The 23,808-nt window shown below is 59.4% G+C and carries 26 protein-coding genes; all 26 read left to right on the top strand.

Translation table 11 applies throughout. From position 1 onward, the window contains the following. Positions 1–18 precede the first annotated feature (18 nt). On the top strand, positions 19–951 hold the full coding sequence (locus KGB21_RS07935; protein WP_223504616.1) for a ketoacyl-ACP synthase III: 933 nt from the start codon (positions 19–21) through the stop codon (positions 949–951). A gap of 358 nt (positions 952–1,309) precedes the next feature. Continuing rightward, complete coding sequence (locus KGB21_RS07930) at positions 1,310–2,167, top strand: flagellin domain-containing protein (protein ID WP_223504614.1); 858 nt, start codon at positions 1,310–1,312, stop codon at positions 2,165–2,167. Between the two features lie 72 nt (positions 2,168–2,239). Next, the gene (locus KGB21_RS07925; protein ID WP_223504612.1) at positions 2,240–2,605 is read left to right on the top strand and encodes a flagellar protein FlaG; all 366 of its coding nucleotides are present in this window, start codon (positions 2,240–2,242) and stop codon (positions 2,603–2,605) included. A 72-nt stretch (positions 2,606–2,677) separates the two neighbouring features. Further along, a complete protein-coding gene (gene fliD / locus KGB21_RS07920; protein WP_223504610.1) occupies positions 2,678–4,084 on the top strand; it encodes a flagellar filament capping protein FliD in 1,407 nt (468 codons plus the stop codon). Between the two features lie 131 nt (positions 4,085–4,215). Further along, the gene (fliS, locus tag KGB21_RS07915) at positions 4,216–4,611 is read left to right on the top strand and encodes a flagellar export chaperone FliS (protein ID WP_223504609.1); all 396 of its coding nucleotides are present in this window, start codon (positions 4,216–4,218) and stop codon (positions 4,609–4,611) included. Between the two features lie 9 nt (positions 4,612–4,620). After that, the gene (gene fliT / locus KGB21_RS07910; protein WP_223504607.1) at positions 4,621–4,917 is read left to right on the top strand and encodes a flagellar protein FliT; all 297 of its coding nucleotides are present in this window, start codon (positions 4,621–4,623) and stop codon (positions 4,915–4,917) included. Between the two features lie 170 nt (positions 4,918–5,087). Beyond that, a complete protein-coding gene (locus KGB21_RS07905; RefSeq protein ID WP_034146271.1) occupies positions 5,088–6,563 on the top strand; it encodes a sigma-54 dependent transcriptional regulator in 1,476 nt (491 codons plus the stop codon). 110 nt (positions 6,564–6,673) lie between these two features. Then, complete coding sequence (locus tag KGB21_RS07900) at positions 6,674–7,885, top strand: sensor histidine kinase (RefSeq protein WP_411741337.1); 1,212 nt, start codon at positions 6,674–6,676, stop codon at positions 7,883–7,885. Between the two features lie 5 nt (positions 7,886–7,890). Beyond that, positions 7,891–9,282: a sigma-54-dependent response regulator transcription factor FleR gene (gene fleR, locus KGB21_RS07895; protein ID WP_223504605.1), complete on the top strand. Its 1,392-nt coding sequence runs from the start codon at positions 7,891–7,893 to the stop codon at positions 9,280–9,282. A gap of 241 nt (positions 9,283–9,523) precedes the next feature. Further along, entirely contained in the window at positions 9,524–9,853 is a 330-nt protein-coding gene (gene fliE, locus KGB21_RS07890; RefSeq protein WP_034146274.1) for a flagellar hook-basal body complex protein FliE, read from the top strand. 15 nt (positions 9,854–9,868) lie between these two features. Further along, entirely contained in the window at positions 9,869–11,656 is a 1,788-nt protein-coding gene (fliF, locus tag KGB21_RS07885; protein WP_034146275.1) for a flagellar basal-body MS-ring/collar protein FliF, read from the top strand. Continuing rightward, positions 11,649–12,668: a flagellar motor switch protein FliG gene (gene fliG / locus KGB21_RS07880; protein ID WP_007983391.1), complete on the top strand. Its 1,020-nt coding sequence runs from the start codon at positions 11,649–11,651 to the stop codon at positions 12,666–12,668. The genes fliF and fliG overlap by 8 nt, the downstream gene beginning before the upstream one ends. Positions 12,669–12,672: 4 nt before the next feature. Beyond that, positions 12,673–13,470 carry a flagellar assembly protein FliH gene (gene fliH, locus KGB21_RS07875; protein ID WP_034146276.1) on the top strand — a complete coding sequence of 266 codons (798 nt, stop codon included), beginning with the start codon at positions 12,673–12,675 and terminating at the stop codon, positions 13,468–13,470. Next, positions 13,460–14,818, top strand: a complete 1,359-nt coding sequence (gene fliI, locus KGB21_RS07870; protein WP_034146277.1) for a flagellar protein export ATPase FliI — start codon at positions 13,460–13,462, stop codon at positions 14,816–14,818. The genes fliH and fliI overlap by 11 nt, the downstream gene beginning before the upstream one ends. Before the next feature lie 6 nt (positions 14,819–14,824). Beyond that, complete coding sequence (gene fliJ / locus KGB21_RS07865; RefSeq protein WP_034146278.1) at positions 14,825–15,274, top strand: flagellar export protein FliJ; 450 nt, start codon at positions 14,825–14,827, stop codon at positions 15,272–15,274. A 206-nt stretch (positions 15,275–15,480) separates the two neighbouring features. Continuing rightward, the gene (locus tag KGB21_RS07860; protein ID WP_034146279.1) at positions 15,481–15,780 is read left to right on the top strand and encodes an STAS domain-containing protein; all 300 of its coding nucleotides are present in this window, start codon (positions 15,481–15,483) and stop codon (positions 15,778–15,780) included. 5 nt (positions 15,781–15,785) lie between these two features. Continuing rightward, positions 15,786–17,492 carry a fused response regulator/phosphatase gene (locus tag KGB21_RS07855; protein WP_034146407.1) on the top strand — a complete coding sequence of 569 codons (1,707 nt, stop codon included), beginning with the start codon at positions 15,786–15,788 and terminating at the stop codon, positions 17,490–17,492. Between the two features lie 30 nt (positions 17,493–17,522). Further along, a complete protein-coding gene (locus KGB21_RS07850; RefSeq protein ID WP_223504603.1) occupies positions 17,523–17,879 on the top strand; it encodes an Hpt domain-containing protein in 357 nt (118 codons plus the stop codon). An 83-nt stretch (positions 17,880–17,962) separates the two neighbouring features. Beyond that, positions 17,963–19,321: a flagellar hook-length control protein FliK gene (locus KGB21_RS07845; protein ID WP_223504601.1), complete on the top strand. Its 1,359-nt coding sequence runs from the start codon at positions 17,963–17,965 to the stop codon at positions 19,319–19,321. A gap of 199 nt (positions 19,322–19,520) precedes the next feature. After that, positions 19,521–20,021, top strand: a complete 501-nt coding sequence (fliL, locus tag KGB21_RS07840) for a flagellar basal body-associated protein FliL (protein ID WP_223504600.1) — start codon at positions 19,521–19,523, stop codon at positions 20,019–20,021. 9 nt (positions 20,022–20,030) lie between these two features. After that, positions 20,031–20,999 carry a flagellar motor switch protein FliM gene (gene fliM, locus KGB21_RS07835; RefSeq protein WP_034146283.1) on the top strand — a complete coding sequence of 323 codons (969 nt, stop codon included), beginning with the start codon at positions 20,031–20,033 and terminating at the stop codon, positions 20,997–20,999. 66 nt (positions 21,000–21,065) lie between these two features. Beyond that, complete coding sequence (fliN, locus tag KGB21_RS07830; RefSeq protein ID WP_034146284.1) at positions 21,066–21,524, top strand: flagellar motor switch protein FliN; 459 nt, start codon at positions 21,066–21,068, stop codon at positions 21,522–21,524. Beyond that, the gene (fliO, locus tag KGB21_RS07825; RefSeq protein WP_223504598.1) at positions 21,525–21,992 is read left to right on the top strand and encodes a flagellar biosynthetic protein FliO; all 468 of its coding nucleotides are present in this window, start codon (positions 21,525–21,527) and stop codon (positions 21,990–21,992) included. Next, a complete protein-coding gene (fliP, locus tag KGB21_RS07820; protein WP_034146286.1) occupies positions 21,992–22,750 on the top strand; it encodes a flagellar type III secretion system pore protein FliP in 759 nt (252 codons plus the stop codon). Before fliO ends, fliP begins: the two co-directional genes overlap by 1 nt. Continuing rightward, positions 22,747–23,016 (top strand): flagellar biosynthesis protein FliQ, encoded by a 270-nt coding sequence (gene fliQ, locus KGB21_RS07815; protein ID WP_034146287.1) that lies wholly within the window; start codon positions 22,747–22,749, stop codon positions 23,014–23,016. Before fliP ends, fliQ begins: the two co-directional genes overlap by 4 nt. A 3-nt stretch (positions 23,017–23,019) precedes the next feature. Further along, positions 23,020–23,805, top strand: a complete 786-nt coding sequence (gene fliR / locus KGB21_RS07810) for a flagellar biosynthetic protein FliR (protein WP_223504596.1) — start codon at positions 23,020–23,022, stop codon at positions 23,803–23,805. Positions 23,806–23,808: the final 3 nt, after the last annotated feature.

Genomic DNA, 23,808 nt, shown 5'->3' with positions numbered 1-23,808 from the left:
TCTGAATTGGGAAGCCATATGATTGGCATTAAAAGTATCGCCAGTTACGTGCCGGCTGAAGGGCTGGACAACTACGCGCAAGGCGCGAAATTCGGTAAGGACCAGGATTTCATCTTTGGCAAGATCGGTTCTACTTTCCTGCCGCGCAAGGACGCTGGTCAGGAAACTTCCGATTTGTGTGTCGAGGCCGTCAAGACCCTGTTCGCCAGCAATCCAGCGTTGGACCCGGTTTCTGTCGACGTCGTGATCGTTGTCACTCAGAACGGCGATGCTGAAGGCTTGCCGCACACCGCAGCTATCGTCCAGCACAAACTCGGCCTGCCGACCCATATCGCCGCCTTCGACATCTCCCTGGGATGCTCCGGCTATGTTTATGGCTTGTATGCCATGAAAGGTTTCATGGAGGCTGCGGGGCTGAAGAACGGCCTGCTGATCACCGCCGACCCTTACTCGAAAATCGTGGATCCTGAGGATCGCAACACCACCATGCTGTTCGGTGACGCCGCAACGGTGACCTGGATGGGGGAAGGTGCGCAATGGCAGCTGGGCAAGTCGCTATTTGGCACTGATGGCGCGGGCGCCGAATTTTTGCGCACCACCGATGGCAAGTTCTTCATGAATGGCCGCCAGGTCTACAACTTCGCGCTGGTCAAGGTACCGGCTCACTTGCAGCAGTTGCTTGATGCCAGCCAGTTGCAGGCGAAGGACATCGACCTCTACTGTCTGCATCAGGGCAGTGCGGCGATCGTTGATGCCGTATCCCAGCGTTTCGAGGGTGGTGATCCCAAGCGTTTCGTCAAGGATATGACTGAGACGGGTAACACCGTGTCGTCCAGCATTCCGCTTCTGCTTGAAAAGCACGTGATGGGTTCGCAACACAAACGTGTCGCCCTTAGCGGCTTCGGTGTGGGCCTGTCGTGGGGCTCGGCGATCATCGAGCGCGTTGACTGACGCCAGTTGCAATAAAAACGCCGCCTTCCCCAGGCGGCGTTTTTGTTTGTGCGCTTTGATGGTCTGTCGGTCGGCGCAGCCATTCGAACGACAAATTACCCATGCACAGGATTTTGTTCAAAGAGTGTATTAGAGGTGTAAAACTACTGAAACACTCTCTATCACGCCCGATGGTGCGCTGATTTTTGGCGTCAAACTCCCGTGTTTGTTGGGCTGGCAGGATGCCACTAACTATTTTTCAAAAATCAGCTAAAGCAACTTGCCTTGACGACGATAACTATTACGAAGGTTCTCTGTGCCACACCCGGCGAATTGCCAAGGCCGGAAGCCGTAGTACCCATCCAACGAGGAATTCGTCATGGCTTTGACTGTTAACACCAACACCACCTCCCTGGGCGTTCAGAAAAACCTGAACCGTGCTTCCGACGCTCTCAGCACTTCGATGACCCGTCTGTCCTCCGGCCTGAAAATCAACAGCGCCAAAGATGACGCCGCCGGCCTGCAGATCTCCAACCGCATGACTTCGCAGATCCGCGGTCAGACCATGGCAATCAAAAACGCCAACGATGCCATCTCCATCGCGCAGACCGCTGAAGGCGCGATGCAAGAGCAGACCAACATCCTGCAGCGTATGCGTGAACTGGCTCTCCAGGCGCGAAACGACTCCAACACTGTCGATGACCGTGATGCGCTGAACAAAGAATTCCAGTCGATGACCAAGGAGCTGGATCGTATTGCTGCCAGCACCCAGCTCAACAACAAGAATTTGCTGGACGGTTCCACTACTACTGCAATGGTCTTCCAGGTTGGCTCCAACACCGGTTCCGACAACCAGATCAGCATCACGCTGACTGACGCGATGAACACCTCCGCCTCCGGCGCTCTGAGCGCGTTGTCGGGTAAGGCGATCACTGGTGCTGCCTCCGCTATCGAAGCAAACTTCAGCGGCGCAATGACCGCCATCGACCAAGCGCTGAAGAATATCAACGCCACTCGTGCTGACCTTGGTGCTGTCCAGAACCGTCTGACCAGCACCATCGCCAACCTGCAGAACATCAACGAAAACGCCGAAGCTGCACGTGGCCGTGTACAGGACACCGACTTCGCTGCTGAAACTGCCCAGCTGACCAAGCAGCAGACTCTGCAACAGGCATCGACTTCGGTTCTGGCCCAAGCCAACCAACTGCCATCGGCCGTACTGAAACTGCTTCAGTAATCACCTGATGGTTGTCGGCGGGGGAGTGCACTTGCGGTGCTCCTCCGCTTTTTACATTGAGAGGTGGTTGGCATGGATATGAGCGTCAAGCTGAACCTGTCCTACCAGGCCGCGAAGCCGGTCGAGCAGGCCCACGAACGCCTTGTGGTCAAGCCCGTGGAGGCTGTCGAATCCACCACGCCAGCGAAGGAAGGTGCCGACAGCGGCCTGACCGAAGCTGAGAAGGTCAAAAACGCGATCAAGGACATCGAGACGTTTCTCGCCTCGTCGCGTCGCAATCTCGAATTTTCCACGGATGAAGAATCCGGACGAATTATTGTTAAAGTCATCGCCAGTGAAACCGGTGAGCTGATCCGCCAACTTCCTTCGGAAGAGGCGTTGAAGATCGCGCACAGCCTGAGCGATGTAAACAGCCTGTTGTTCGATGCCAAGGTCTGATGCTGGCGACCGAGCGGCAAGTTCGCTAGTCTTGATCGGCTAGGTACGGCGCGCAACCAAGAGGGAATAGCAATGGCGAGTACAATTTTACCGGGCACCGGCCTGGGTTCTGGCGTCGATATCAACGCTATCGTGAAAACACTGGTTGCGGCTGAGACCGACCCCAAGTCGAATCAGATCAAGCGTCAGACTGCCAACAATACCGCCATGCTGTCCGGCGTCGCGGCGCTCAAGAGTGCGCTCTCCGTCTATCAGACGGCGATGAAGAAGCTCAACGACACTGCCGCGCCGTCCTTCAATGCCTACACGGCAACCTCCAGTAGCGACGCCGCCATCAAGGTTACGTCGAACAATACTGCGGTTCCGGGGACCTACTCGGTTCGCGTCGAGAATCTGGCCACTTCCTCCAAGGTCGCCAGCCAGAACTTCGATACGGGCGCCAGTACGCCGATTCCAGAAGGTGACCTGCTGATTACGCAGGACGGTGTGGTTCATACCGTCAAGATCGGTCCCGGCGCGACCTTGCAGACGGTGCGCGATACCATCAACTCGACGTTGGCCGAGAAAGGCATCAGTGCCAACCTTGTCAACGGTGCAGACGGTTCACGCCTGGTGTTCAGTTCCACGATGACGGGTGCCGGCACGGACATTTCGGTTGCTGGCATCGATGAGCTCGAGATCCTACCGAACGTGAAAATGGCGGGTACCGGTGCCGGCTATATCGACGCGCAGGCCGAGGATGCGCTGATCTATGTAGATGGCCTCAAAGTCACCAGCAAGACCAACACCGTGGATGACGCGGTCAGTGGCATCAGCCTGCAGTTGCTTCAAGAGACCGGCACTGATCCGACCAAGGCGATCACGGTGACCGTCGGCGAGAATACCGCCGGCCTGAAGACGTCGATCCAGGCGTATGTCGATGCCTACAATACGTTGGTCAAGACGGTCAACACGCTGGCCGCCACCTCCAAGGATGAGGATGACAACACTGTCCTCGGCCCGCTGACGAATGACCCGACTACGCGCGCGCTGCTGTCTGATCTGCGCAAGCAGCTGGCCACAGAAGGCAATGGCGATCGGCTCACCAGCCTGAGTCAGTTGGGTATCAACACCCAGAAGGACGGTACCCTCGAATTCAACAGTGTCAAATATGACGCTGCCATGAAGGAGAAGAAGCTCGGTGCCGATGTGCAGCAGCTTTTCACCGGTACCAATGGTGTGTTCGAGCGCATGAACAAGGCAATCGAACCGTACCTGGAAACGGGCGGCATCCTCGATACGCGCACGACCGGTCTCGGCAAGCAGCAGTCCGATCTCACCAATCAGCAGTTGGCGCTGGATCGTCGTATCGAATCGCTGACCGACGTGTTGACCAAGCGCTACGTGGCCATGGACACTCTGGTTGGCAAGCTCGAGGCGCAACGCAAGAACATCGTTTCGATGTTCGCCTCGATCGAGGCGCAACAGAAAAACTCCTGATTGGTCGATATGCGAAAAGCCCGGCAGTCCCCTTAGAGGGACTCCGGGCTTTTCGCGTTGAGGGCTAAAGTTTTTTGACGCGCAGGCGATACAGGCGGTATATGAATCTTTTCGTTGTGACGAGGTAGAACATGAATCCTATGTTGGCCCTTCGGCAATACCAGAAAGTCAACGGTGTGGCCCAAACCTCCGAGGCCAGCCCGCACCGCCTGGTACAAATGCTGATGCAGGGCGGCCTGGACCGTATCGCGCAAGCCAAGGGCGCCATTGCGCGCAATGATGTTGCCCAGAAAGGTGTTCTGATCGGCAAGGCCATCGGCATCATCGGTGGTCTGCGCGAAGGCCTCGACCTGGAAAATCAGGCTGAGGCGCTGGCTGACATCGATTCGCTGTACGCCTACATGAGCAAGCGCCTGATCGAAGCAAACGTGAAAAACGATCCCGAGATCCTCAACGAGGTTGCACGCCTGCTGATCACTTTGAAGGAAGGTTGGGACGCGATCGGCGATCAAGCTGTCGACGCCTAGGAGAACACTATGAGTGCCGTGCTCGAACGTATCGAACAAACCCGTGAGGCCCTGCTCGGGGCGCTGGCGGGTCGCGATTGGGAGACCATCTCCGAGCTTGACCTGCGCTGCCGCGTTTGTGTCGAGGACGTTCTTGCCGAGGCGGCGGCCAACGAGCAGGGTGTGCGCAGCAGTCTGGAAGAATTGCTCGACGTTTACCGCCAACTAATTGATGTAGCGAGTGGGGAGCGTCAAGCAATAGTCGATGAGATGACACAGATCCGCCAAGCTAAAAATGCCGCAAAGGTATACCATCTATTCAGTTAAGCCTCGGCGGTTATAAAAACCAGTGCGCCATAAATTTGACTGTGCACGGTTTTTTGACTTAACTAGTGGCTGGTTCCAGATTTCAGTCGTCTTCAGGCATATCAGGCCTGCAAGCGTTTAGCTTGCCCCAGCATTTTGGGCATTGAGTTGACTAGGGAAGTTGCTATTGCATGTGGCGTGAAACCAAAATTCTGCTGATTGATGACGATAGCGTCCGCCGCCGCGATTTGGCGGTGATTTTAAATTTTCTCGGTGAAGAAAATTTACCCTGCGGTAGCCATGACTGGCAGCAGGCTGTCGGCTCTTTGTCATCTAGTCGTGAAGTCATCTGTGTCCTCATCGGGACGGTCAACGCTCCTGGCGTATTGACGGGCTTGTTAAAGACACTCGCCACATGGGATGAGTTCCTTCCGGTTTTGTTGATGGGCGATAATTCTTCCATTGACCTGCCTGAAGACCAGCGTCGCCGCGTGCTTTCGACCCTGGAAATGCCGCCAAGCTATAGCAAATTGCTTGACTCCCTGCACCGTGCCCAGGTCTATCGCGAGATGTACGACCAGGCCCGCGAGCGCGGTCGTCATCGCGAACCCAATCTTTTCCGCAGTCTTGTCGGCACCAGCCGGGCGATTCAGCACGTGCGTCAGATGATGCAGCAAGTGGCCGACACCGATGCCAGCGTATTAATCCTCGGAGAGTCCGGGACCGGTAAGGAAGTGGTCGCGCGTAACCTCCATTACCACTCCAAGCGTCGTGAAGCGCCCTTCGTGCCGGTTAACTGCGGTGCGATTCCGGCAGAGTTGCTGGAAAGCGAATTGTTCGGCCATGAGAAGGGCGCCTTTACGGGGGCGATCACCAGCCGTGCCGGGCGTTTTGAATTGGCCAACGGCGGCACCTTGTTTCTCGACGAAATCGGCGACATGCCGTTGCCGATGCAGGTCAAGCTGCTGCGCGTGTTGCAGGAGCGCACCTTCGAGCGCGTGGGCAGCAACAAGACCCAAAGCGTTGACGTGCGCATCATCGCCGCGACCCACAAGAATCTTGAAAGCATGATCGAGGTCGGCACTTTCCGCGAAGACCTGTACTACCGTCTGAACGTGTTCCCGATCGAAATGGCACCGCTGCGCGAACGCGTCGAAGACATTCCGCTGCTGATGAACGAGTTGATCTCGCGCATGGAGCACGAGAAGCGTGGTTCGATCCGTTTCAACTCGGCGGCAATCATGTCGCTGTGCCGTCACGGCTGGCCAGGCAACGTCCGCGAACTGGCGAACCTGGTAGAGCGCATGGCGATCATGCATCCGTACGGTGTAATCGGTGTGGTGGAGTTGCCGAAGAAATTCCGCTACGTCGACGATGAAGACGAGCAACTGGTCGACAGTTTGCGCAACGATCTCGAAGAGCGGGTGGCCATCAACGGGCATACCCCGGATTTCACTGCCAATGCCTTGCTGCCGCCGGAAGGCTTGGACCTCAAGGATTATCTCGGTGGTCTTGAGCAAGGGCTGATTCAGCAGGCGCTGGATGATGCCAACGGTATCGTGGCGCGCGCTGCCGAGCGGTTGCGTATCCGTCGCACCACGCTGGTGGAAAAGATGCGCAAATACGGCATGAGCCGTCGTGACGGTGATGAGCAGGCGGATGATTGACGCCTGTTTTTCAAACCCTTCATTTATAGGCATTTTTTTTTAGGCACGGGTATTGCTAAGTCCCTCGCAACGTTCCGTTTCAATGACGGTCAGCCAAGCGAGAGAGCACGATGCCCCAAGCCGCCCAGATGTCTCCTGTCCCTGATGCCCTGGGGCAATCGTCGTCCGTAGAGCAGGCGAGCCGGCTTGGCCTTGAGCAAGCATTTGCGTTGTTCAACCAGATGTCGAGCCAACTGACCGATTCCTACAGCATGCTCGAAGCCCGGGTCACCGAACTCAAGGGCGAGTTGGCGGTGGTCAGCGCCCAGCGCATGCAAGAGCTGGCGGAAAAAGAACGCCTGGCCAACCGTCTGCAAAACCTCCTCGATCTATTGCCCGGTGGCGTCATCGTCATCGACGCCCAGGGCATCGTGCGCGAAGCCAACCCCGCCGCATGCGAGTTGCTCGGTCTGCCACTTGAAGGCGAACTGTGGCGGCAAGTCATTACTCGTTGTTTTGCGCCCCGTGAAGATGACGGTCACGAAATTTCCCTCAAGGATGGCCGGCGTCTGTCGATTGCCACGCGCTCACTGGATGCCGAGCCTGGTCAGTTGGTGCTGCTCAACGACCTGACTGAAACCCGTCATCTCCAGGATCAACTGGCCCGCCATGAACGCCTGTCGTCCCTCGGTCGTATGGTCGCTTCCCTGGCTCACCAGATTCGCACGCCGTTATCCGCCGCCTTGCTCTACGCCAGTCATTTGACTGAGCAGGAGTTGCCGGTCGAGACCCAGCAACGTTTTGCCGGACGTCTCAAAGAACGTCTGCATGAGCTGGAGCATCAAGTGCGCGACATGTTGGTATTCGCTCGCGGCGAGTTGCCGTTGACGGATCGGGTCTCGCCTAAACAACTGATGCAATCGCTGCAGGCTGCGGCGCTGACCCATGTGCAGGACCTGCCGATCCGCTGGCAGTGCGACAGTCATTCAGGCGAGTTGCTGTGCAGCCGCGATACCCTGGTCGGCGCCATTCTCAATCTCATCGAAAATGCCATTCACGCCAGCGCCGGTGACGTGCGCTTGAAGGTCCATCTGTACACCCGTGAAAACACTCTGCGTCTGTGTGTCAGCGATAGCGGCAGCGGCATCGATGACGCCGTACTGGCGCGTCTGGGTGAGCCGTTTTTCACGACCAAATCCACCGGAACCGGTCTCGGCCTGACGGTGGTCAAGGCGGTTGCGCGTGCCCATCAAGGCGAATTGAAATTGCGCTCGCGGCTCGGTCGCGGCACCTGTGCGCAGGTGATCCTGCCGTTGTTCAGCCACGCTCAGGGAGCGGAGTGAAGGTCATGGGTATCAAGGTTTTACTGGTCGAGGATGACCGCGCGTTACGCGAAGCATTGGCGGACACGCTGCTGCTCGCCGGGCACGATTACAAGGCCGTCGGTTCGGCGGAAGAGGCGTTGGCCGCCGTTGGCAGCGAGGCGTTCAATCTGGTGCTCAGTGACGTCAACATGCCGGGTATGGACGGTCATCAGTTACTCGGTTTGTTGCGGGCGCGTCAGCCGCAATTGCCGGTGCTGCTGATGACCGCACACGGCGCCGTGGAGCGGGCGGTCGATGCGATGCGTCAGGGCGCGGCGGATTATCTGGTCAAGCCGTTCGAGCCCAAGGCATTGCTTGATCTGGTGGCGCGTCATGCCTTGGGCAGTCTCGGCGCGAGCGAGAGCGAAGGGCCGGTGGCGTTCGAGCCGGCCAGCGCGCAATTGCTCGAGTTGGCTGCACGGGTTGCACGCAGTGACTCCACGGTGTTGATCTCCGGCGAGTCCGGGACCGGCAAGGAAGTGCTGGCGCGTTACATTCACCAGCACTCCCATCGTGCCAGTCAGCCGTTCATTGCGATCAACTGTGCCGCAATTCCGGACAACATGCTGGAAGCCACGCTCTTCGGTCACGAGAAAGGTTCGTTCACTGGCGCGATTGCGGCTCAGGCAGGCAAGTTCGAGCAGGCCGATGGCGGAACCATTCTGCTCGATGAAATTTCCGAAATGCCCTTGGGCTTGCAGGCCAAATTGCTGCGCGTGCTGCAGGAGCGGGAGGTCGAGCGGGTGGGGGCGCGCAAGCCGATCACACTGGATATTCGTGTGGTCGCGACCACCAATCGGGACCTGGCTGGGGAAGTGGCGGCGGGACGTTTCCGTGAAGACCTTTACTATCGCCTCTCGGTGTTTCCATTGGCGTGGCGTCCGTTGCGCGAGCGCACTGCCGACATCCTGCCGTTGGCCGAGCGGCTGCTGACCAAACACGTCAATAAAATGAAGCATGCTGCCGCGCGCCTGTCGCCCGAGGCGCAGGCGTGCCTGATCGGATATCCGTGGCCGGGCAATGTGCGTGAGCTGGATAACGCGATCCAGCGTGCGCTGATCCTGCAGCAGGGTGGCTTGATTCAGCCTCAGGATTTTTGCCTGGCTGGTCCGGTTGCCTGCGCGCCACTGCCGACGTTGGCGCTCGCAGCAACACCGATACGGGCCGTCGAGGTGGAGGCTGAGTCAGCCGGGGCACTGGGCGATGACCTGCGTCGCCGTGAGTTCCAAATGATCATCGACACCCTGCGCACCGAGCGTGGCCGCCGCAAAGAGGCCGCCGAGCGCCTGGGCATCAGCCCGCGCACCCTGCGCTACAAGCTGGCGCAAATGCGCGATGCCGGAATGGACGTCGAAGCGTATTTGTTCGCAACCTGATTCGGGAGCGGCATGGTCAACCAGGCCACAATGCGCTTCCCCTGCAGGAGCTGGCTTGCCAGCGATAGCGGTATCGCAGCCGCCATCGAATCGCTGGCAAGCCAGCTCCTACAGAGCGTTGCGATGAGAGGTCGGTAGAGCTTTTGTACAGCGTAGCCACGGAGCTGGCACCCTTGTTGCTAACACCTCAATACCCGCCGAGTGAGTGTCAAAAAATTGCGGGTCGCCAAAGAGAGAAATCATGAGCCAAGGTATTGAATTCAATCGGTTGATGCTGGACATGCGCGCCATGCAAATGGACGCCATGTCTGCGCCGAAATCGACTGCCGCCGTCCCTGAACTGAATGGCAGCAGCTTTTCCGACATGCTCGGTCAGGCCGTCAATAAAGTGAACGACACCCAGCAGGCATCCACTCAGTTGGCCAGTGCGTTCGAGATCGGCAAGAGCGGCGTCGACCTGACGGACGTGATGATTTCCTCGCAAAAAGCCAGCGTGTCTTTCCAGGCATTGACCCAAGTGCGTAACAAGCTGGTTCAGGCTTACCAAGACATCATGCAGATGCCGGTTTAAGGACGAGATTGAGTCATGGCAGAAGCAGTCGCCGATAACGTTCCGGCCAAGGCCACTCCAATAGACGGCAAACCGCCGCTGTTCGGTTTGTCCTTCCTGGAGAACCTTTCCGAAATGACCATGTTGCGTCAGGTAGGCCTATTGGTCGGCCTGGCCGCGAGCGTGGCGATTGGTTTCGCCGTGGTGCTGTGGTCCCAGCAACCGGACTACCGGCCGCTCTACGGCAGCCTTGCCGGTATGGACGCCAAGCAGGTCATGGACACCCTGGCCTCTGCCGATATTCCCTACACCGTTGAGCCCAATTCCGGAGCCTTGCTGGTCAAGGCCGATGACCTGTCCCGTGCGCGCCTGAAACTGGCGGCCGCTGGTGTCACTCCCAGTGACGGCAACATCGGTTTTGAAATCCTCGACAAGGAGCAAGGCCTCGGCACCAGCCAGTTCATGGAGGCGACCCGCTACCGTCGCGGTCTCGAAGGCGAACTGGCGCGGACCATCTCCAGCCTGAACAACGTCAAGGGTGCTCGCGTGCACCTGGCGATCCCGAAGAGTTCGGTGTTCGTGCGCGACGAGCGCAAGCCGAGTGCTTCGGTTCTGGTTGAGCTTTATTCCGGTCGCTCACTGGAGCCGGGCCAGGTCGTCGCCATCATCAATCTGGTGGCGACCAGCGTTCCTGAGCTCAGCAAGTCGCAGATCACCGTGGTCGACCAGAAGGGCAACCTGCTCTCCGATCAGGCGGAAAATTCCGAACTGACCATGGCCGGCAAGCAATTCGATTACAGCCGTCGCATGGAAAGCATGCTCACCCAGCGCGTGCACAACATCCTGCAACCGGTACTCGGCAATGATCGCTACAAGGCGGAAGTGTCGGCCGATGTGGATTTCAGTGCCGTCGAATCGACTTCCGAACAGTTCAACCCCGACCAACCGGCGTTGCGCAGCGAGCAGTCGGTCAACGAACAGCGTACCGCCAGCAATGGCCCGCAAGGCGTGCCGGGTGCCCTGAGCAACCAGCCGCCCGCGCCAGCCTCCGCGCCGCAAACCACCGGTGGCGCCACCGCGTCGGCCGGCATGGTGCAGCCAGGCCAGCCGCTGCTGGATGCCAACGGCCAGCAGATCATGGACCCGGCCACCGGCCAGCCGATGCTCGCGCCGTACCCAGCGGACAAGCGTCAACAATCCACCAAGAACTTCGAGCTCGACCGTTCCATCAGTCACACCAAGCAGCAGCAGGGTCGCTTGAATCGCCTGTCGGTGTCGGTGGTGGTGGATGATCAGGTCAAGATCAACCCGGCCAATGGTGAAACCACCCGTGCGCCGTGGACCGCCGATGAACTGGCGCGCTTCACCCGTCTGGTGCAAGACGCCGTCGGCTTCGACGCCAGCCGTGGCGACAGCGTCAGCGTGATCAACATGCCGTTCTCTTCCGAGCGCGGTGAAGTGATTGCCGATATTCCGTTCTACTCGCAGCCGTGGTTCTGGGACATCGTCAAGCAAGTGCTGGGCGTGTTGTTCATCCTCGTGCTGGTGTTCGGCGTTCTGCGTCCGGTGCTCAACAACATCACCGGTGGTGGCAAAGGCAAGCAGTTGGCCGGCATTGGCAGCGATGTCGAGTTGGGTGGCATGGGCGGCCTGGACGGCGAACTGGCCAACGACCGAGTCAGCCTCGGCGGCCCGCAAAGCATCCTGCTGCCGAGCCCGAGCGAAGGCTATGACGCGCAGTTGAACGCTATCAAGAGTCTGGTGGCAGAAGATCCGGGTCGCGTGGCCCAGGTCGTGAAAGAGTGGATTAACGCAGATGAGTGATAACCGAGCCGTTGCCGCCAAACTGTCCAAGGTCGACAAAGCCGCAATCCTGCTGCTGTCCCTCGGTTCTACGGACGCCGCACAGGTGCTGCGCCACATGGGGCCCAAAGAGGTCCAGCGTGTGGGTGTGGCCATGGCGCAGATGGGTAACGTGCACCGTGAGCAAGTCGAACAGGTAATGAGCGAGTTCGTCGACATCGTCGGCGACCAGACCAGCCTCGGCGTCGGCTCCGACGACTACGTACGTAAAATGCTTACCCAGGCCCTGGGCGAAGACAAGGCCAACGGCCTGATCGACCGCATCCTGCTGGGCGGCAACACCAGTGGCCTCGACAGCCTGAAGTGGATGGAACCGCGCGCCGTTGCCGACGTGATCCGTTACGAGCACCCGCAGATCCAGGCGATCGTCGTGGCGTATCTCGACCCGGACCAGGCCGGTGAAGTACTCGGCAACTTCGACCACAAGGTGCGCCTGGACATCATCCTGCGCGTCTCGTCGTTGAACACCGTGCAGCCCGCCGCGCTGAAAGAACTCAACCAGATTCTCGAGAAGCAGTTCTCCGGCAACTCGAATGCCTCGCGCACCACCCTGGGTGGTATCAAGCGTGCGGCCGACATCATGAACTTCCTCGACAGCTCGATCGAAGGCCAGCTCATGGACTCGATCCGCGAAGTCGACGAAGACCTGTCCGGTCAGATCGAAGACCTCATGTTCGTGTTCAACAACCTGGCCGATGTCGACGACCGCGGTATCCAGGCCTTGCTGCGCGAAGTGTCCTCCGACGTGCTGGTGCTGGCGCTCAAGGGCTCGGACGAAGGCGTCAAGGAAAAGATCTTCAAGAACATGTCCAAGCGTGCGGCCGAGCTGTTGCGCGACGACCTGGAAGCCAAGGGCCCGGTGCGCGTCAGCGATGTGGAAACTGCGCAGAAGGAAATCCTCACCATCGCTCGCCGTATGGCCGAGGCCGGAGAAATCGTTCTCGGCGGCAAGGGCGGCGAGGAAATGATCTAACACCATGGCCAAGCATGATGAGTCACCCACTGACCTGATCCGGGCCAGGGATGTCAGTGGTTTCGCTGCCTGGGCGCTGCCCAGCTTCGACCCGCCCGCACCCGAGCCAGAACCGGAGCCGGAACCCGAGCCGCCGGAAATGGAAGAAGTGCCGCTGGAAGAAGTCCAGCCACTGACCCTCGAAGAACTCGAAAGCATTCGCCAGGAAGCCTACAACGAAGGCTTCGCCACCGGTGAGCGAGAGGGATTTCACAGCACCACGCTCAAGGTTCGTCAGGAAGCCGAAGTCGCGCTGGCCGCCAAGATCGCCGGTCTCGAGCAACTGATGACGCATCTGTTCGAGCCCATCGCCGAGCAGGACACCCTGATTGAAAAGTCCTTGGTCGATCTCGTGCAGCACATCACCAAACAGGTGATTCAGCGCGAACTGGCCATCGACTCAACGCAAATCGAACACGTCATGCGCGAAGCCCTCAAGCTCCTGCCGCTGGGCGTCGGCAATGTGCGGCTGTACATCAATCCGCAGGATTTCGAGCAGGTCAAAGCCCTGCGCGAGCGTCATGAAGAAACCTGGCGCATTGTTGAGGACGAGTCGCTCTTGCCTGGCGGTTGCCGGGTCGAAACCGAACACAGCCGTATAGACGCCACGGTCGAAACCCGCGTCAAGCAGGTCATGGACAAGCTGTTCGATCAGCTTCACGATCAAGCGCTGCACCCGGCCGCACCGGACCTTAGCCTTGAGTTGCCGATCGAAGCCAAACCGGTGACCGCGCCAGAACCGGACGCGCCTGATGCGCCTTGAACGCACCAGTTTCGCCAAGCGCCTGGGCAGTTATGCCGAGGCCGCGACACTGGCCGGCGCCCCGATCCTCGAAGGCCGCTTGCTGCGCATGGTCGGCCTGACCCTCGAAGCCGAAGGCCTGCGCGCCGCCATGGGCAGCCGCTGCATGGTCATTAACGATGACAGCTATCACCCGGTGCAGGTTGAAGCCGAAGTCATGGGTTTCTCTGGCAGCAAAGTCTTCCTGATGCCGGTCGGCAGTGTCGCCGGCATCGCACCCGGCGCACGCGTTGTTCCCTTGTCGGATACCGGACGTTTGCCGATGGGCATGAGCATGCTCGGCCGGGTGCTCGACGGTGCCGGTCGTGCGCTGGACGGCAAGGGCGGGATGAAGGCCGAAGACTGGGTGCCGATGGACGGCCCGACCATCAACCCGCTCAAGCGTGAACCAATCAGCGAGCCGCTGGACGTGGGCATTCGTTGCATCAACGGCATGTTGACGGTCGGTCGCGGTCAGCGGCTCGGCTTGTTCGCCGGTACCGGCGTGGGTAAATCCGTCTTGCTGGGGATGATGACCCGCTTCACCGAGGCTGACATTATCGTCGTCGGGCTGATCGGCGAGCGGGGTCGTGAAGTTAAAGAATTCATTGAGCACATCCTCGGTGAAGAAGGGCTCAAGCGTTCCGTAGTGGTGGCGTCCCCAGCGGACGATGCGCCGCTGATGCGTTTGCGCGCGGCCATGTACTGCACGCGGATCGCCGAGTACTTCCGCGACAAGGGCAAGAACGTCCTGTTGCTGATGGATTCCCTGACCCGTTTCGCCCAGGCCCAGCGGGAAATCGCCCTGGCCATCGGCGAGCCTCCGGCGACCAAGGGTTATCCGCCGTCAGTGTTCGCCAAGTTGCCGAAACTGGTGGAGCGGGCCGGTAATGCCGAGAAGGGCGGCGGTTCGATCACTGCGTTCTACACCGTGCTGTCCGAAGGCGATGACCAGCAAGACCCGATTGCCGACTCGGCGCGAGGCGTGCTCGACGGGCACATCGTTTTGTCGCGGCGACTGGCCGAGGAAGGTCATTACCCCGCCATCGATATCGAAGCGTCCATCAGCCGGGTGATGCCGGCGGTGGTATCGCCGGAGCACATGATGCGTGCGCAGTATTTCAAGCAGCTGTGGTCGCGTTATCAGCAGAGCCGCGATTTGATCAGTGTCGGCGCCTACGTCGCCGGCGGCGATCGCGAGACCGACCTGGCAATTTCGCTGCAACCGCAGTTGGTCAAATACCTGCGTCAAGGACTCAACGACAGCATCAGCCTGGGTGAAAGCGAAGCGTATCTCGCGTCGATCTTCGCGCCCGCGGCGGGCGGTTAACCGGCCATGGCCCAGACTCGGGCAGGGCGTCTGGCGCCCGTGGTGGAAATGGCTGAAAAGGCCGAGAAAACCGCGGTGCAGCGTCTCGGGCATTTCCAGGGTCAGGTGCGACTGGCGGAAAGCAAACTCGCCGACCTCGAAGCCTTTCGTCTCGATTATCAAGAGCAGTGGATCGTGCGCGGCAGCAGTGGCGTCTCGGGCCAGTGGCTGTTGGGTTATCAAGGGTTCCTGGCGCAACTGGGCACGGCCATCGACCAGCAGCGGCAAAGCCTGGCCTGGCACCAGAACAATCTGAACAAGGCGCGGGAAACCTGGCAGCAGGCGTTTGCCCGGGTCGAAGGCTTGCGCAAACTGGTGCAGCGATACATGGATGAAGCGCGGGCGCTGGAAGACAGGCGCGAGCAGAAATTGCTCGACGAATTGTCCCAGCGGTTGCCGCGGCAGGATGCGTATTGAGTCAGGTGAACCGTGTATCGTTCATCGCGGGCAAGCCACGCTCCCACGGGATTAGTGTTGTTTTTGAAATGTCGCCAATCCTGTGGGAGCGTGGCTTGCCCGCGATGTCGATCTGATGGGCACCACGATATCCAAACCTTGCCCCAACCTCTACCAAATGCTAAACCTTGTACAAGAAGGTTCCCCAATGACAAGGAAGCCATGACATGTCAGTTATTACAGAAATCTCTCCCGATGGACAAAAACTGACGATATCGGTCAAGGGACGATTCGATTTCGCCAAGCATCAGGAGTTTCGCGAATCCTACGAGAACAAAGCGCTCACCGCAGTGGTGGTCGACTTGAAGGAAGCAACCTATCTCGATAGCTCTGCACTGGGCATGTTGCTTCTATTGCGCGACCACGCCGGTGGCGAGGATTCCGACATTCGCGTCGTCAACAGCAGTTCTGACGTACGGAAAATCCTCGCGATTTCCAACTTCGACAAACTGTTCGACATCACTTGATCACCGTGCAATCTGCACTCGAATCGCTGACGATTCTTATCGCTGAAGACAGCGCGGCCGATCGCATGCTGCTGTCGAGTATCGTCCGCCGCCAAGGTCATGAAGTATTGACGGCGGCCAACGGTGCCGAGGCGGTCGAAGCGTTCCGCCAGCAGCGACCGCAACTGGTATTGATGGATGCGATGATGCCGGTGATGGACGGCTTCGAAGCTGCCCGGCAGATCAAGGAGCTGGCCGGGGAAACCTTGGTGCCGATCATCTTCCTCACTTCACTGTCCGAAAACGAAGCGCTGGCCCGTTGTCTGGAAGCCGGTGGCGACGACTTTTTGGCGAAGCCCTACAACCAGGTGATCCTCGCCGCCAAGATCAAGGCGATGGATCGCTTGCGGCGGTTGCAGGCGACCGTGTTGCAACAGCGTGACCAAATTGCCCGCCACCACGATTACTTGCTCAACGAGCAGCGGGTGGCCAAGGCTGTGTTCGACAAAGTGGCCCACTCTGGCTGCCTGAATGCCCCCAATATCCGCTACCTGCAATCCCCTTACGCATTGTTCAACGGCGATCTACTGCTGGCTGCGTTTACCCCGGCCGGCGACATGCATGTGCTGCTCGGCGATTTCACTGGTCATGGCCTGCCGGCCGCAGTCGGTGCGATGCCCCTCGCCGAAGTTTTCTACGGCATGACCGCCAAGGGTTACGGCTTGCCGGAAACCCTGCGCGAGATGAATGCCAAGCTCAAGCGCATCCTGCCGGTGGACATGTTCTGCTGCGCAACGCTGATGTGCCTGAGTTTTCAGCGCCGCTCTGTGGAAGTCTGGAATGGCGGCATGCCGGACGGTTATCTGCATAGCATTGCCAGCGGTGAACGAACGCCGCTGACGGCCCGGCATTTGCCGCTTGGCGTGCTGAGCCCGCAGACATTCGATGATCGCACCGAAGTGTTTCCGATGGCGCTCGGAGATCGGGTGTTCCTGTTGTCTGATGGAGTGGTCGATACCTGCGATGCCAATGATCAGTCGTTCGGTGTGGAGCGCTTGCAGCAGGTGTTCGCAGCCAATCGACAGCCTGATTTGCTGTTCGAAGAAATCGAGCAGGCGTTGCGGGACTTTCGCGGTGAAGCGCGTGACGATGTCAGCATGGTCGAGATCAGCCTGCTGGAACCGGCGCAGCTGACGCCGCCAGCGCTGGTCTATTCCGACAGCGGCCAGTCCTGCCCGCTGGACTGGTCGGTGAGTTTCGAATATCGCGCTGCTACGCTCAAACGCTTCAATCCGCTGCCGTATCTGTTGCAATTGCTGCTTGAGGTCCATGGCCTGCGAGCGCAAAGCGGGGCGTTGTACAGTGTAATGGCCGAGTTGTACTCCAATGCGCTGGAGCATGGTGTGCTTGGCCTGGACTCAAGCCTCAAGCGCGATGCCTCGGGTTTCGCCCGCTACTATCAGCAACGCAATACGCGCCTTGACGAGCTGCAAGACGGGTTTGTGCGGGTGCATTTGCAGGTAACGCCTGATGGCGAGGGTGGTCGCCTGGTGATTCGCGTCGAGGACAGCGGCAAGGGATTTGATGTCGAACGTGTGATGGAACGCCCCGTAGACCCTGTCCGTTTGTCGGGGCGTGGGGTCAGTCTGATCCGCCAATTGGGGCGTAATGCCCGTTGGTCCGACGATGGTCGATGTGCCCGCGTGGAGTTTTACTGGGAGGCTCTGGCATAATCCGCGCATTCTTGATCAAGGAGTGAGCAAGTGGCTGACACACATCTGGATCCCGACGTGCTGAGCGCGTTGCGGGAGGTCATGGAGGATGGGTTTTCGACGTTGATCGATACCTTCCTCACGGATTCCAAAGAGCGGTTGCAGCGGATTAAGGCTGGCGATGCTGCGCAGATCTTTGAAGCCGCACATAGCTTCAAAGGTAGCAGCAGCAACATGGGCGCCTTGGTTCTCGCCTCGCTATGTCATGAACTTGAACAGGTGGCCAAGGACAACGATCTCCAGGGCGCAGGCGTACTCGTCGATAAAATTGAACAAGAGTTCGACTTGATTCGCCCGCTCTATGAAGCAGAGCGCCAACGTTCTTCTGTTACCGTCGGGCGCTTTTGATACTGGCTTGAAAGAACTGGCTCGACCCTTGCAGTAATCTCCGTAACTGTACCTACGATCCCAGTACAGCGGAGACCGTTTAAATGCCCGTGACCCCCAATTTGCTTCTTCAGGCCGCCGCGCAGGCCAAGACTCAAGCTGCCTCCGCCAATTCCACGGCGTTGAGCGCTGAGCCCGGGGACAAGGCGTCCAGCTTCGCTCAGGTCTATGCCAGGCAGGCGCAGAACAAGCCCGTTGCGACTGATGATGCACCGACCCGGTCGACGCGTGACAAGGCTGCGGACAGCACCGGCAAAAAAGATCTCGCCGACAACAAATCTGCCGCCGCCGAACCGGCAGTTGCCGATAACGGCAAAACCTTGCCCGCCGATAAACCGGCAGCGTCCGATGATCAGGCCGCCAGCGATGATGACGCGCAGACCGCACCAACGCCGGTTGTCGATGCCGCACCGATTGATCCGGCGCTTGATCCAGCCTTGATTCAGCCAGTGGTCACCGCGCCCGTAGCGGTCACGCCGCCGGTGGTTGAGACTGCGCAGCCAGTGGCCGAAGTACCGGTCTTGGCGGCCGCGGCATCTGCCGTGACGACAGCGGTCGCCACCGCGGACAGCGATTTCGATCCCGAAGCCGATCCCCTCGACGCATTGCCCGCCCTGCGCATGGCCATGGAGCAGAGCGGACATGTTTCCGCCTCCAGCCAGGCGCAGCCGAAAGCGGAACCGACTTCCGCCCAGGCTCAGGCTGATGGCGAACAAACGTCGGCGCAGAACTTTGCCGCAGGCATGGCCGGCATGCTCGATGTGCAGGCCGACAAGGACAGCACCGGTCAGGGCAGCGACAAGGCCTTCAGTGGCCTGATCGACGATGGCCTGAAGGACCTCAAGTCAGCTACCAGCGATACCCGTGTCGACGATTTCGCGAATCGCCTGGCAGCGCTGACACAAGCCGCAACGCCGAAAACGGCCAATGCATTGCCGGTGAACCAGCCGATCGCCATGCATCAGAGCAGCTGGACCGAGGAAGTGGTGAATAGGGTCATGTACCTGTCCAGCGCCAATCTGAAGGCGGCCGACATCCAGTTGCAACCCGCCGAGCTGGGGCGTCTGGACATTCGGGTGAACATGGTGCCGGATCAGCAGACCCAAGTGACGTTCATGAGCGCTCACCCCGGCGTTCGCGAAGCGCTGGACGGTCAGATGCATCGCCTGCGTGACATGTTTGCGCAGCAGGGCATGGGCCAGGTCGACGTCAACGTGTCCGACCAGTCCCGTGGCTCGCAACAAGGGCAGGAACAGGCGCAACAGCAGGGGCAGAGTGGACGTGCCACGGCCAGTGGCAGTCGCCTCGATTCGATGGATGACGACGTCGCTCCAAGTGTTGCTGAAGTGGCGCCTGCGGTCACCAGCGTGATTGGTTCCAGCGCGGTCGATTACTACGCCTGATAAAACGGGGCACCCCCGAAAAGATCGCAGCCTTCGGCAGCTCCTGCAGTGGAATGATGTACACCCTGTAGGAGCTGCCGAAGGCTGCGATCTTTTGCTTTTCAATACCCCGCCATTTTTCTTCAGTTACTTCTGGCATAACACTTGCTCTTGCCTTGTCGTGCGACTGTGAAAACCCGATTAGTGACGGATTATTGGCATGGCGAAGAGCGACGCAGCAGTAAAAGACCCCGCAACCAAAGGCAAACTCAAGCTGATTATTTTGATCGTAGTGGCCCTGCTGCTGGCGATCGGCTTGTCCGTGGGGGCGACCTGGTACTTCATGCACAGCGCTCAGAGCAAGCCTGCCGCCGTGGTTGAAACCGCGCCACAAGGCAAGCAGCCGGCGATTTTCGAATCGATGGCGCCGGCGTTCGTGGCCAACTACAACCAGAACGGTCGCCAACGCTACATGCAGGTGAGCATCACCATGCTCGGCCGCAACCAGGTCGATCTGGACGCGCTGAAAGTCCACATGCCGGTGATCCGCAATAACCTGGTCATGCTGTTCTCCGGGCAAGACTTCGCCACGCTCGCATCGCCGGTCGGCCAGGAAATGCTGCGCCAGAAGGCCACGGCCAGCGTCCAGGAAGTAGCACAGAAAGAACTCGGCAAAGTGGTCGTCGAACAGTTGCTTTTCACTAATTTCGTACTGCAGTAGGAACACGACATGGCCGTGCAGGACCTGCTGTCCCAGGATGAGATCGACGCGCTGTTGCATGGCGTCGACGATGGTCTGGTACAGACCGATATCGCTGCCGAACCCGGCACCGTCAAAAGCTACGACCTGACCAGCCAGGATCGCATCGTCCGTGGACGCATGCCGACCCTGGAAATGATCAACGAGCGTTTCGCCCGCTACACGCGCATCAGCATGTTCAACATGCTGCGCCGCTCGGCGGATGTGGCGGTCGGTGGCGTGCAGGTGATGAAGTTCGGCGAATACGTGCACTCGCTGTACGTGCCGACCAGTCTCAACCTGGTCAAGATCAAGCCGTTGCGCGGCACCGCGTTGTTCATCCTCGACGCCAAACTGGTGTTCAAGCTGGTGGACAACTTCTTCGGTGGCGACGGCCGTCACGCCAAGATCGAAGGGCGTGAATTCACCCCGACCGAACTGCGTGTGGTGCGCATGGTGCTGGAGCAGGCCTTCGTCGATTTGAAGGAAGCCTGGCAGGCGATCATGGAAGTGAATTTCGAGTACATCAACTCGGAAGTGAACCCGGCCATGGCCAACATCGTCGGCCCGAGCGAAGCCATCGTGGTCTCGACCTTCCACATCGAACTCGATGGCGGTGGCGGCGATCTGCACGTGACCATGCCGTACTCGATGATCGAGCCGGTGCGCGAAATGCTCGACGCCGGCTTCCAGTCGGACCTCGACGATCAGGACGAACGCTGGGTCAACGCCCTGCGCCAGGACGTGCTGGATGTCGACGTGCCGATCGGCGCCACGGTTGCCCGTCGCCAGTTGAAGCTGCGCGACATCCTGCACATGCAGCCGGGCGACATTATCCCGGTGGAAATGCCGGAAGACATGATCATGCGCGCCAACGGCGTGCCGGCCTTCAAGGTCAAGATGGGCTCGCACAAAGGCAACCTTGCGTTGCAGGTGATCGAGCCAATCGAGCGCCGCTGACCGGCGCTCCCACCCCTATTTGAAATGACCGCTTCTGATTGAAGCGTCGCTCGCCGAGGACAAATGATGGCTGACGATATGAATACCCAGGACGACCAGGCGCTGGCCGATGAATGGGCTGCGGCCCTGGAAGAAACCGGTGACGCCGGGCAGGCCGACATCGATGCGCTGCTGGCCGCCGATGCAGGCGTTTCCAGCTCCAACCGCTTGCCAATGGAAGAGTTCGGCAGCGTGCCGCGAAACAACGATCCGGTCAGCCTCGAAGGCCCGAACCTGGACGTGATCCTCGATATCCCGGTGTCGATTTCCATGGAAGTGGGCAGCACCGACATCAACATCCGCAACCTGCTGCAACTCAACCAGGGTTCGGTGATCGAGCTCGATCGCTTGGCCGGTGAGCCGCTGGACGTGCTGGTTAACGGCACGCTCATCGCCCACGGTGAGGTGGTGGTGGTCAACGAGAAGTTCGGCATCCGCCTGACCGACGTGATCAGCCCAAGCGAACGCATCAAGAAGCTGCGCTGAGTGAAAAAGCTTTTCGGTTTAGTGCTCGGGTTGGCGTTGCCGTTTAGCGTTCTGGCGGCCGAGCCTGTTGCGACCGCCGCCGCCGCCGCCGCCGCCGCCGCTGCTGCGCCCGTCGCCAGTGGCGGAGTGGCCGGGCAATTGACGCAACTGGTGTTCGGTTTGTTGCTGGTGCTGGGGCTGATCTTCTTCCTCGCCTGGCTGCTGCGTCGGGTCCAGCAGGCTGGACCGGCTGGCAAAGGGCAGGTGATCGAGCTGATCGGTTCCCGCGCGCTGGGTCCGCGTGACCGCTTGATGCTCGTGCAAGTCGGCAACGAACAGATTCTGCTCGGCCTCAGTCCCGGCACCATCACCGCGCTGCACGTGATGAAAGAGCCGATTGAGGTGCCGACCACCACCGACAAAGCGACTCCGGAGTTTGCCCAGCATCTGTTGAAGATACTCGGCAAGGATCAGAAGGATAAGAAATAATGGGTGCGTTACGCATCGTCTTGACGCTGGCCCTGATGCTGGCCGCGCCGCTGGCGTTCGCCGCCGATCCGTTGTCGATCCCGGCGATCACGTTGGGCACCAATGCGCAGGGCGCTCAGGAATACTCGGTCAGCTTGCAAATCCTGCTGATCATGACTGCGCTGAGTTTCATCCCGGCGTTCGTCATGCTGATGACCAGCTTCACCCGGATCATCATCGTTTTCTCGATCCTGCGTCAGGCCCTTGGCCTGCAGCAGACACCGTCGAACCAGATCCTCACCGGCATGGCGCTGTTCCTGACCCTGTTCATCATGGCGCCGGTGTTCGACCGGGTTAACCAGGACGCCTTGCAGCCGTACCTGGCGGAAAAAATGACCGCCCAGGATGCCGTGGCCAAGGCTCAGGTGCCGATCAAGGACTTCATGCTCGCCCAGACCCGCACCAGCGATCTGGAATTGTTCATGCGCCTGTCCAAGCGCACTGACATTGCTACTCCGGATCAAGCGCCCTTGACCATTCTGGTGCCGGCGTTCGTGACCTCTGAACTGAAGACCGCGTTCCAGATCGGGTTCATGATCTTCATTCCGTTCCTGATCATCGACCTGGTCGTGGCCAGTGTGCTGATGGCCATGGGTATGATGATGCTGTCGCCGCTGATCATTTCCCTGCCGTTCAAGATCATGTTGTTTGTATTGGTGGATGGCTGGGCGCTGATCATTGGCACCCTGGCCAGCAGCTTCGGCGGTGTTTCGCCATGACGCCAGAAGTTGCCGTCGACATCTTCCGCGAAGCGCTGTGGCTGACCACCATGATGGTGGCGATCCTGGTGATTCCGAGTTTGCTGGTGGGCCTGTTGGTGGCGATGTTTCAGGCCGCCACCCAGATCAACGAGCAAACCCTGAGCTTTTTGCCGCGTCTGTTGGTGATGCTGGTGACGCTGATCGTCGGCGGCCCGTGGCTGGTGCAGACCTTCATGGAATACATCCTGCAGTTGTACGGCAGTATTCCGCAGGTCATCGGCTAAGCCATGTCCTCGCTGCTGCAATTGACGGATACCCAGATCAGCACTTGGGTGGCGACCTTCATGTTGCCGTTGTTTCGCGTGGCTTCAATACTGATGGTCATGCCTGTGTTCGGTACGACCCTGGTGCCGCGCCGGGTACGCCTGTATTTCGCCGTGGCGATTACCGTGGTCATCGCCCCGGGCCTGCCGCCCATGCCCCCGGTAAGTGCGCTGGACTTGAGCGGGTTGTTGCTGATTGCCGAGCAGATCCTCGTCGGTGCGGTGCTGGGGTTTTCGCTGCAACTGTTCTTCCAGGCTTTCGTCATTGCCGGGCAAATCGTCGCCATTCAAATGGGCATGGGCTTCGCTTCGATGATCGACCCGGTCAACGGCGTGTCGACAGCGGTCATCGGGCAGTTTTTCACCATGCTGGTGACGCTATTGTTCCTCTCGATGAATGGCCATCTGGTGGTGTTCGAAGTGCTCACCGAAAGCTTCACTACGCTGCCAGTCGGGAGCGGGTTGATGGTCAATCATTTCTGGGAGCTGGCCGGCAAGCTGGGTTGGGTGCTTGGCGCGGCGCTGGTGCTGGTGTTGCCGGCGATTACCGCGTTGCTGGTGGTCAATATTGCATTCGGCGTGATGACCCGGGCGGCACCGCAGCTCAATATTTTTTCCATCGGTTTCCCACTGATACTGGTGCTCGGGCTGTTTATCGTCTGGGTCGGTCTGGCGGACATTCTCAATCAGTATCAACCGCTGGCCTCCGAGGCTTTGCAGTTTTTACGCGAACTGGCACAGGCGCGCTGAGTC

This window comes from Pseudomonas sp. GL-RE-29 (assembly GCF_019947275.1).
GTDB classification, from domain to species: Bacteria; Pseudomonadota; Gammaproteobacteria; order Pseudomonadales; family Pseudomonadaceae; genus Aquipseudomonas; species Aquipseudomonas fluorescens_A.
This window is presented reverse-complemented; position numbering and strand designations above follow the sequence as displayed.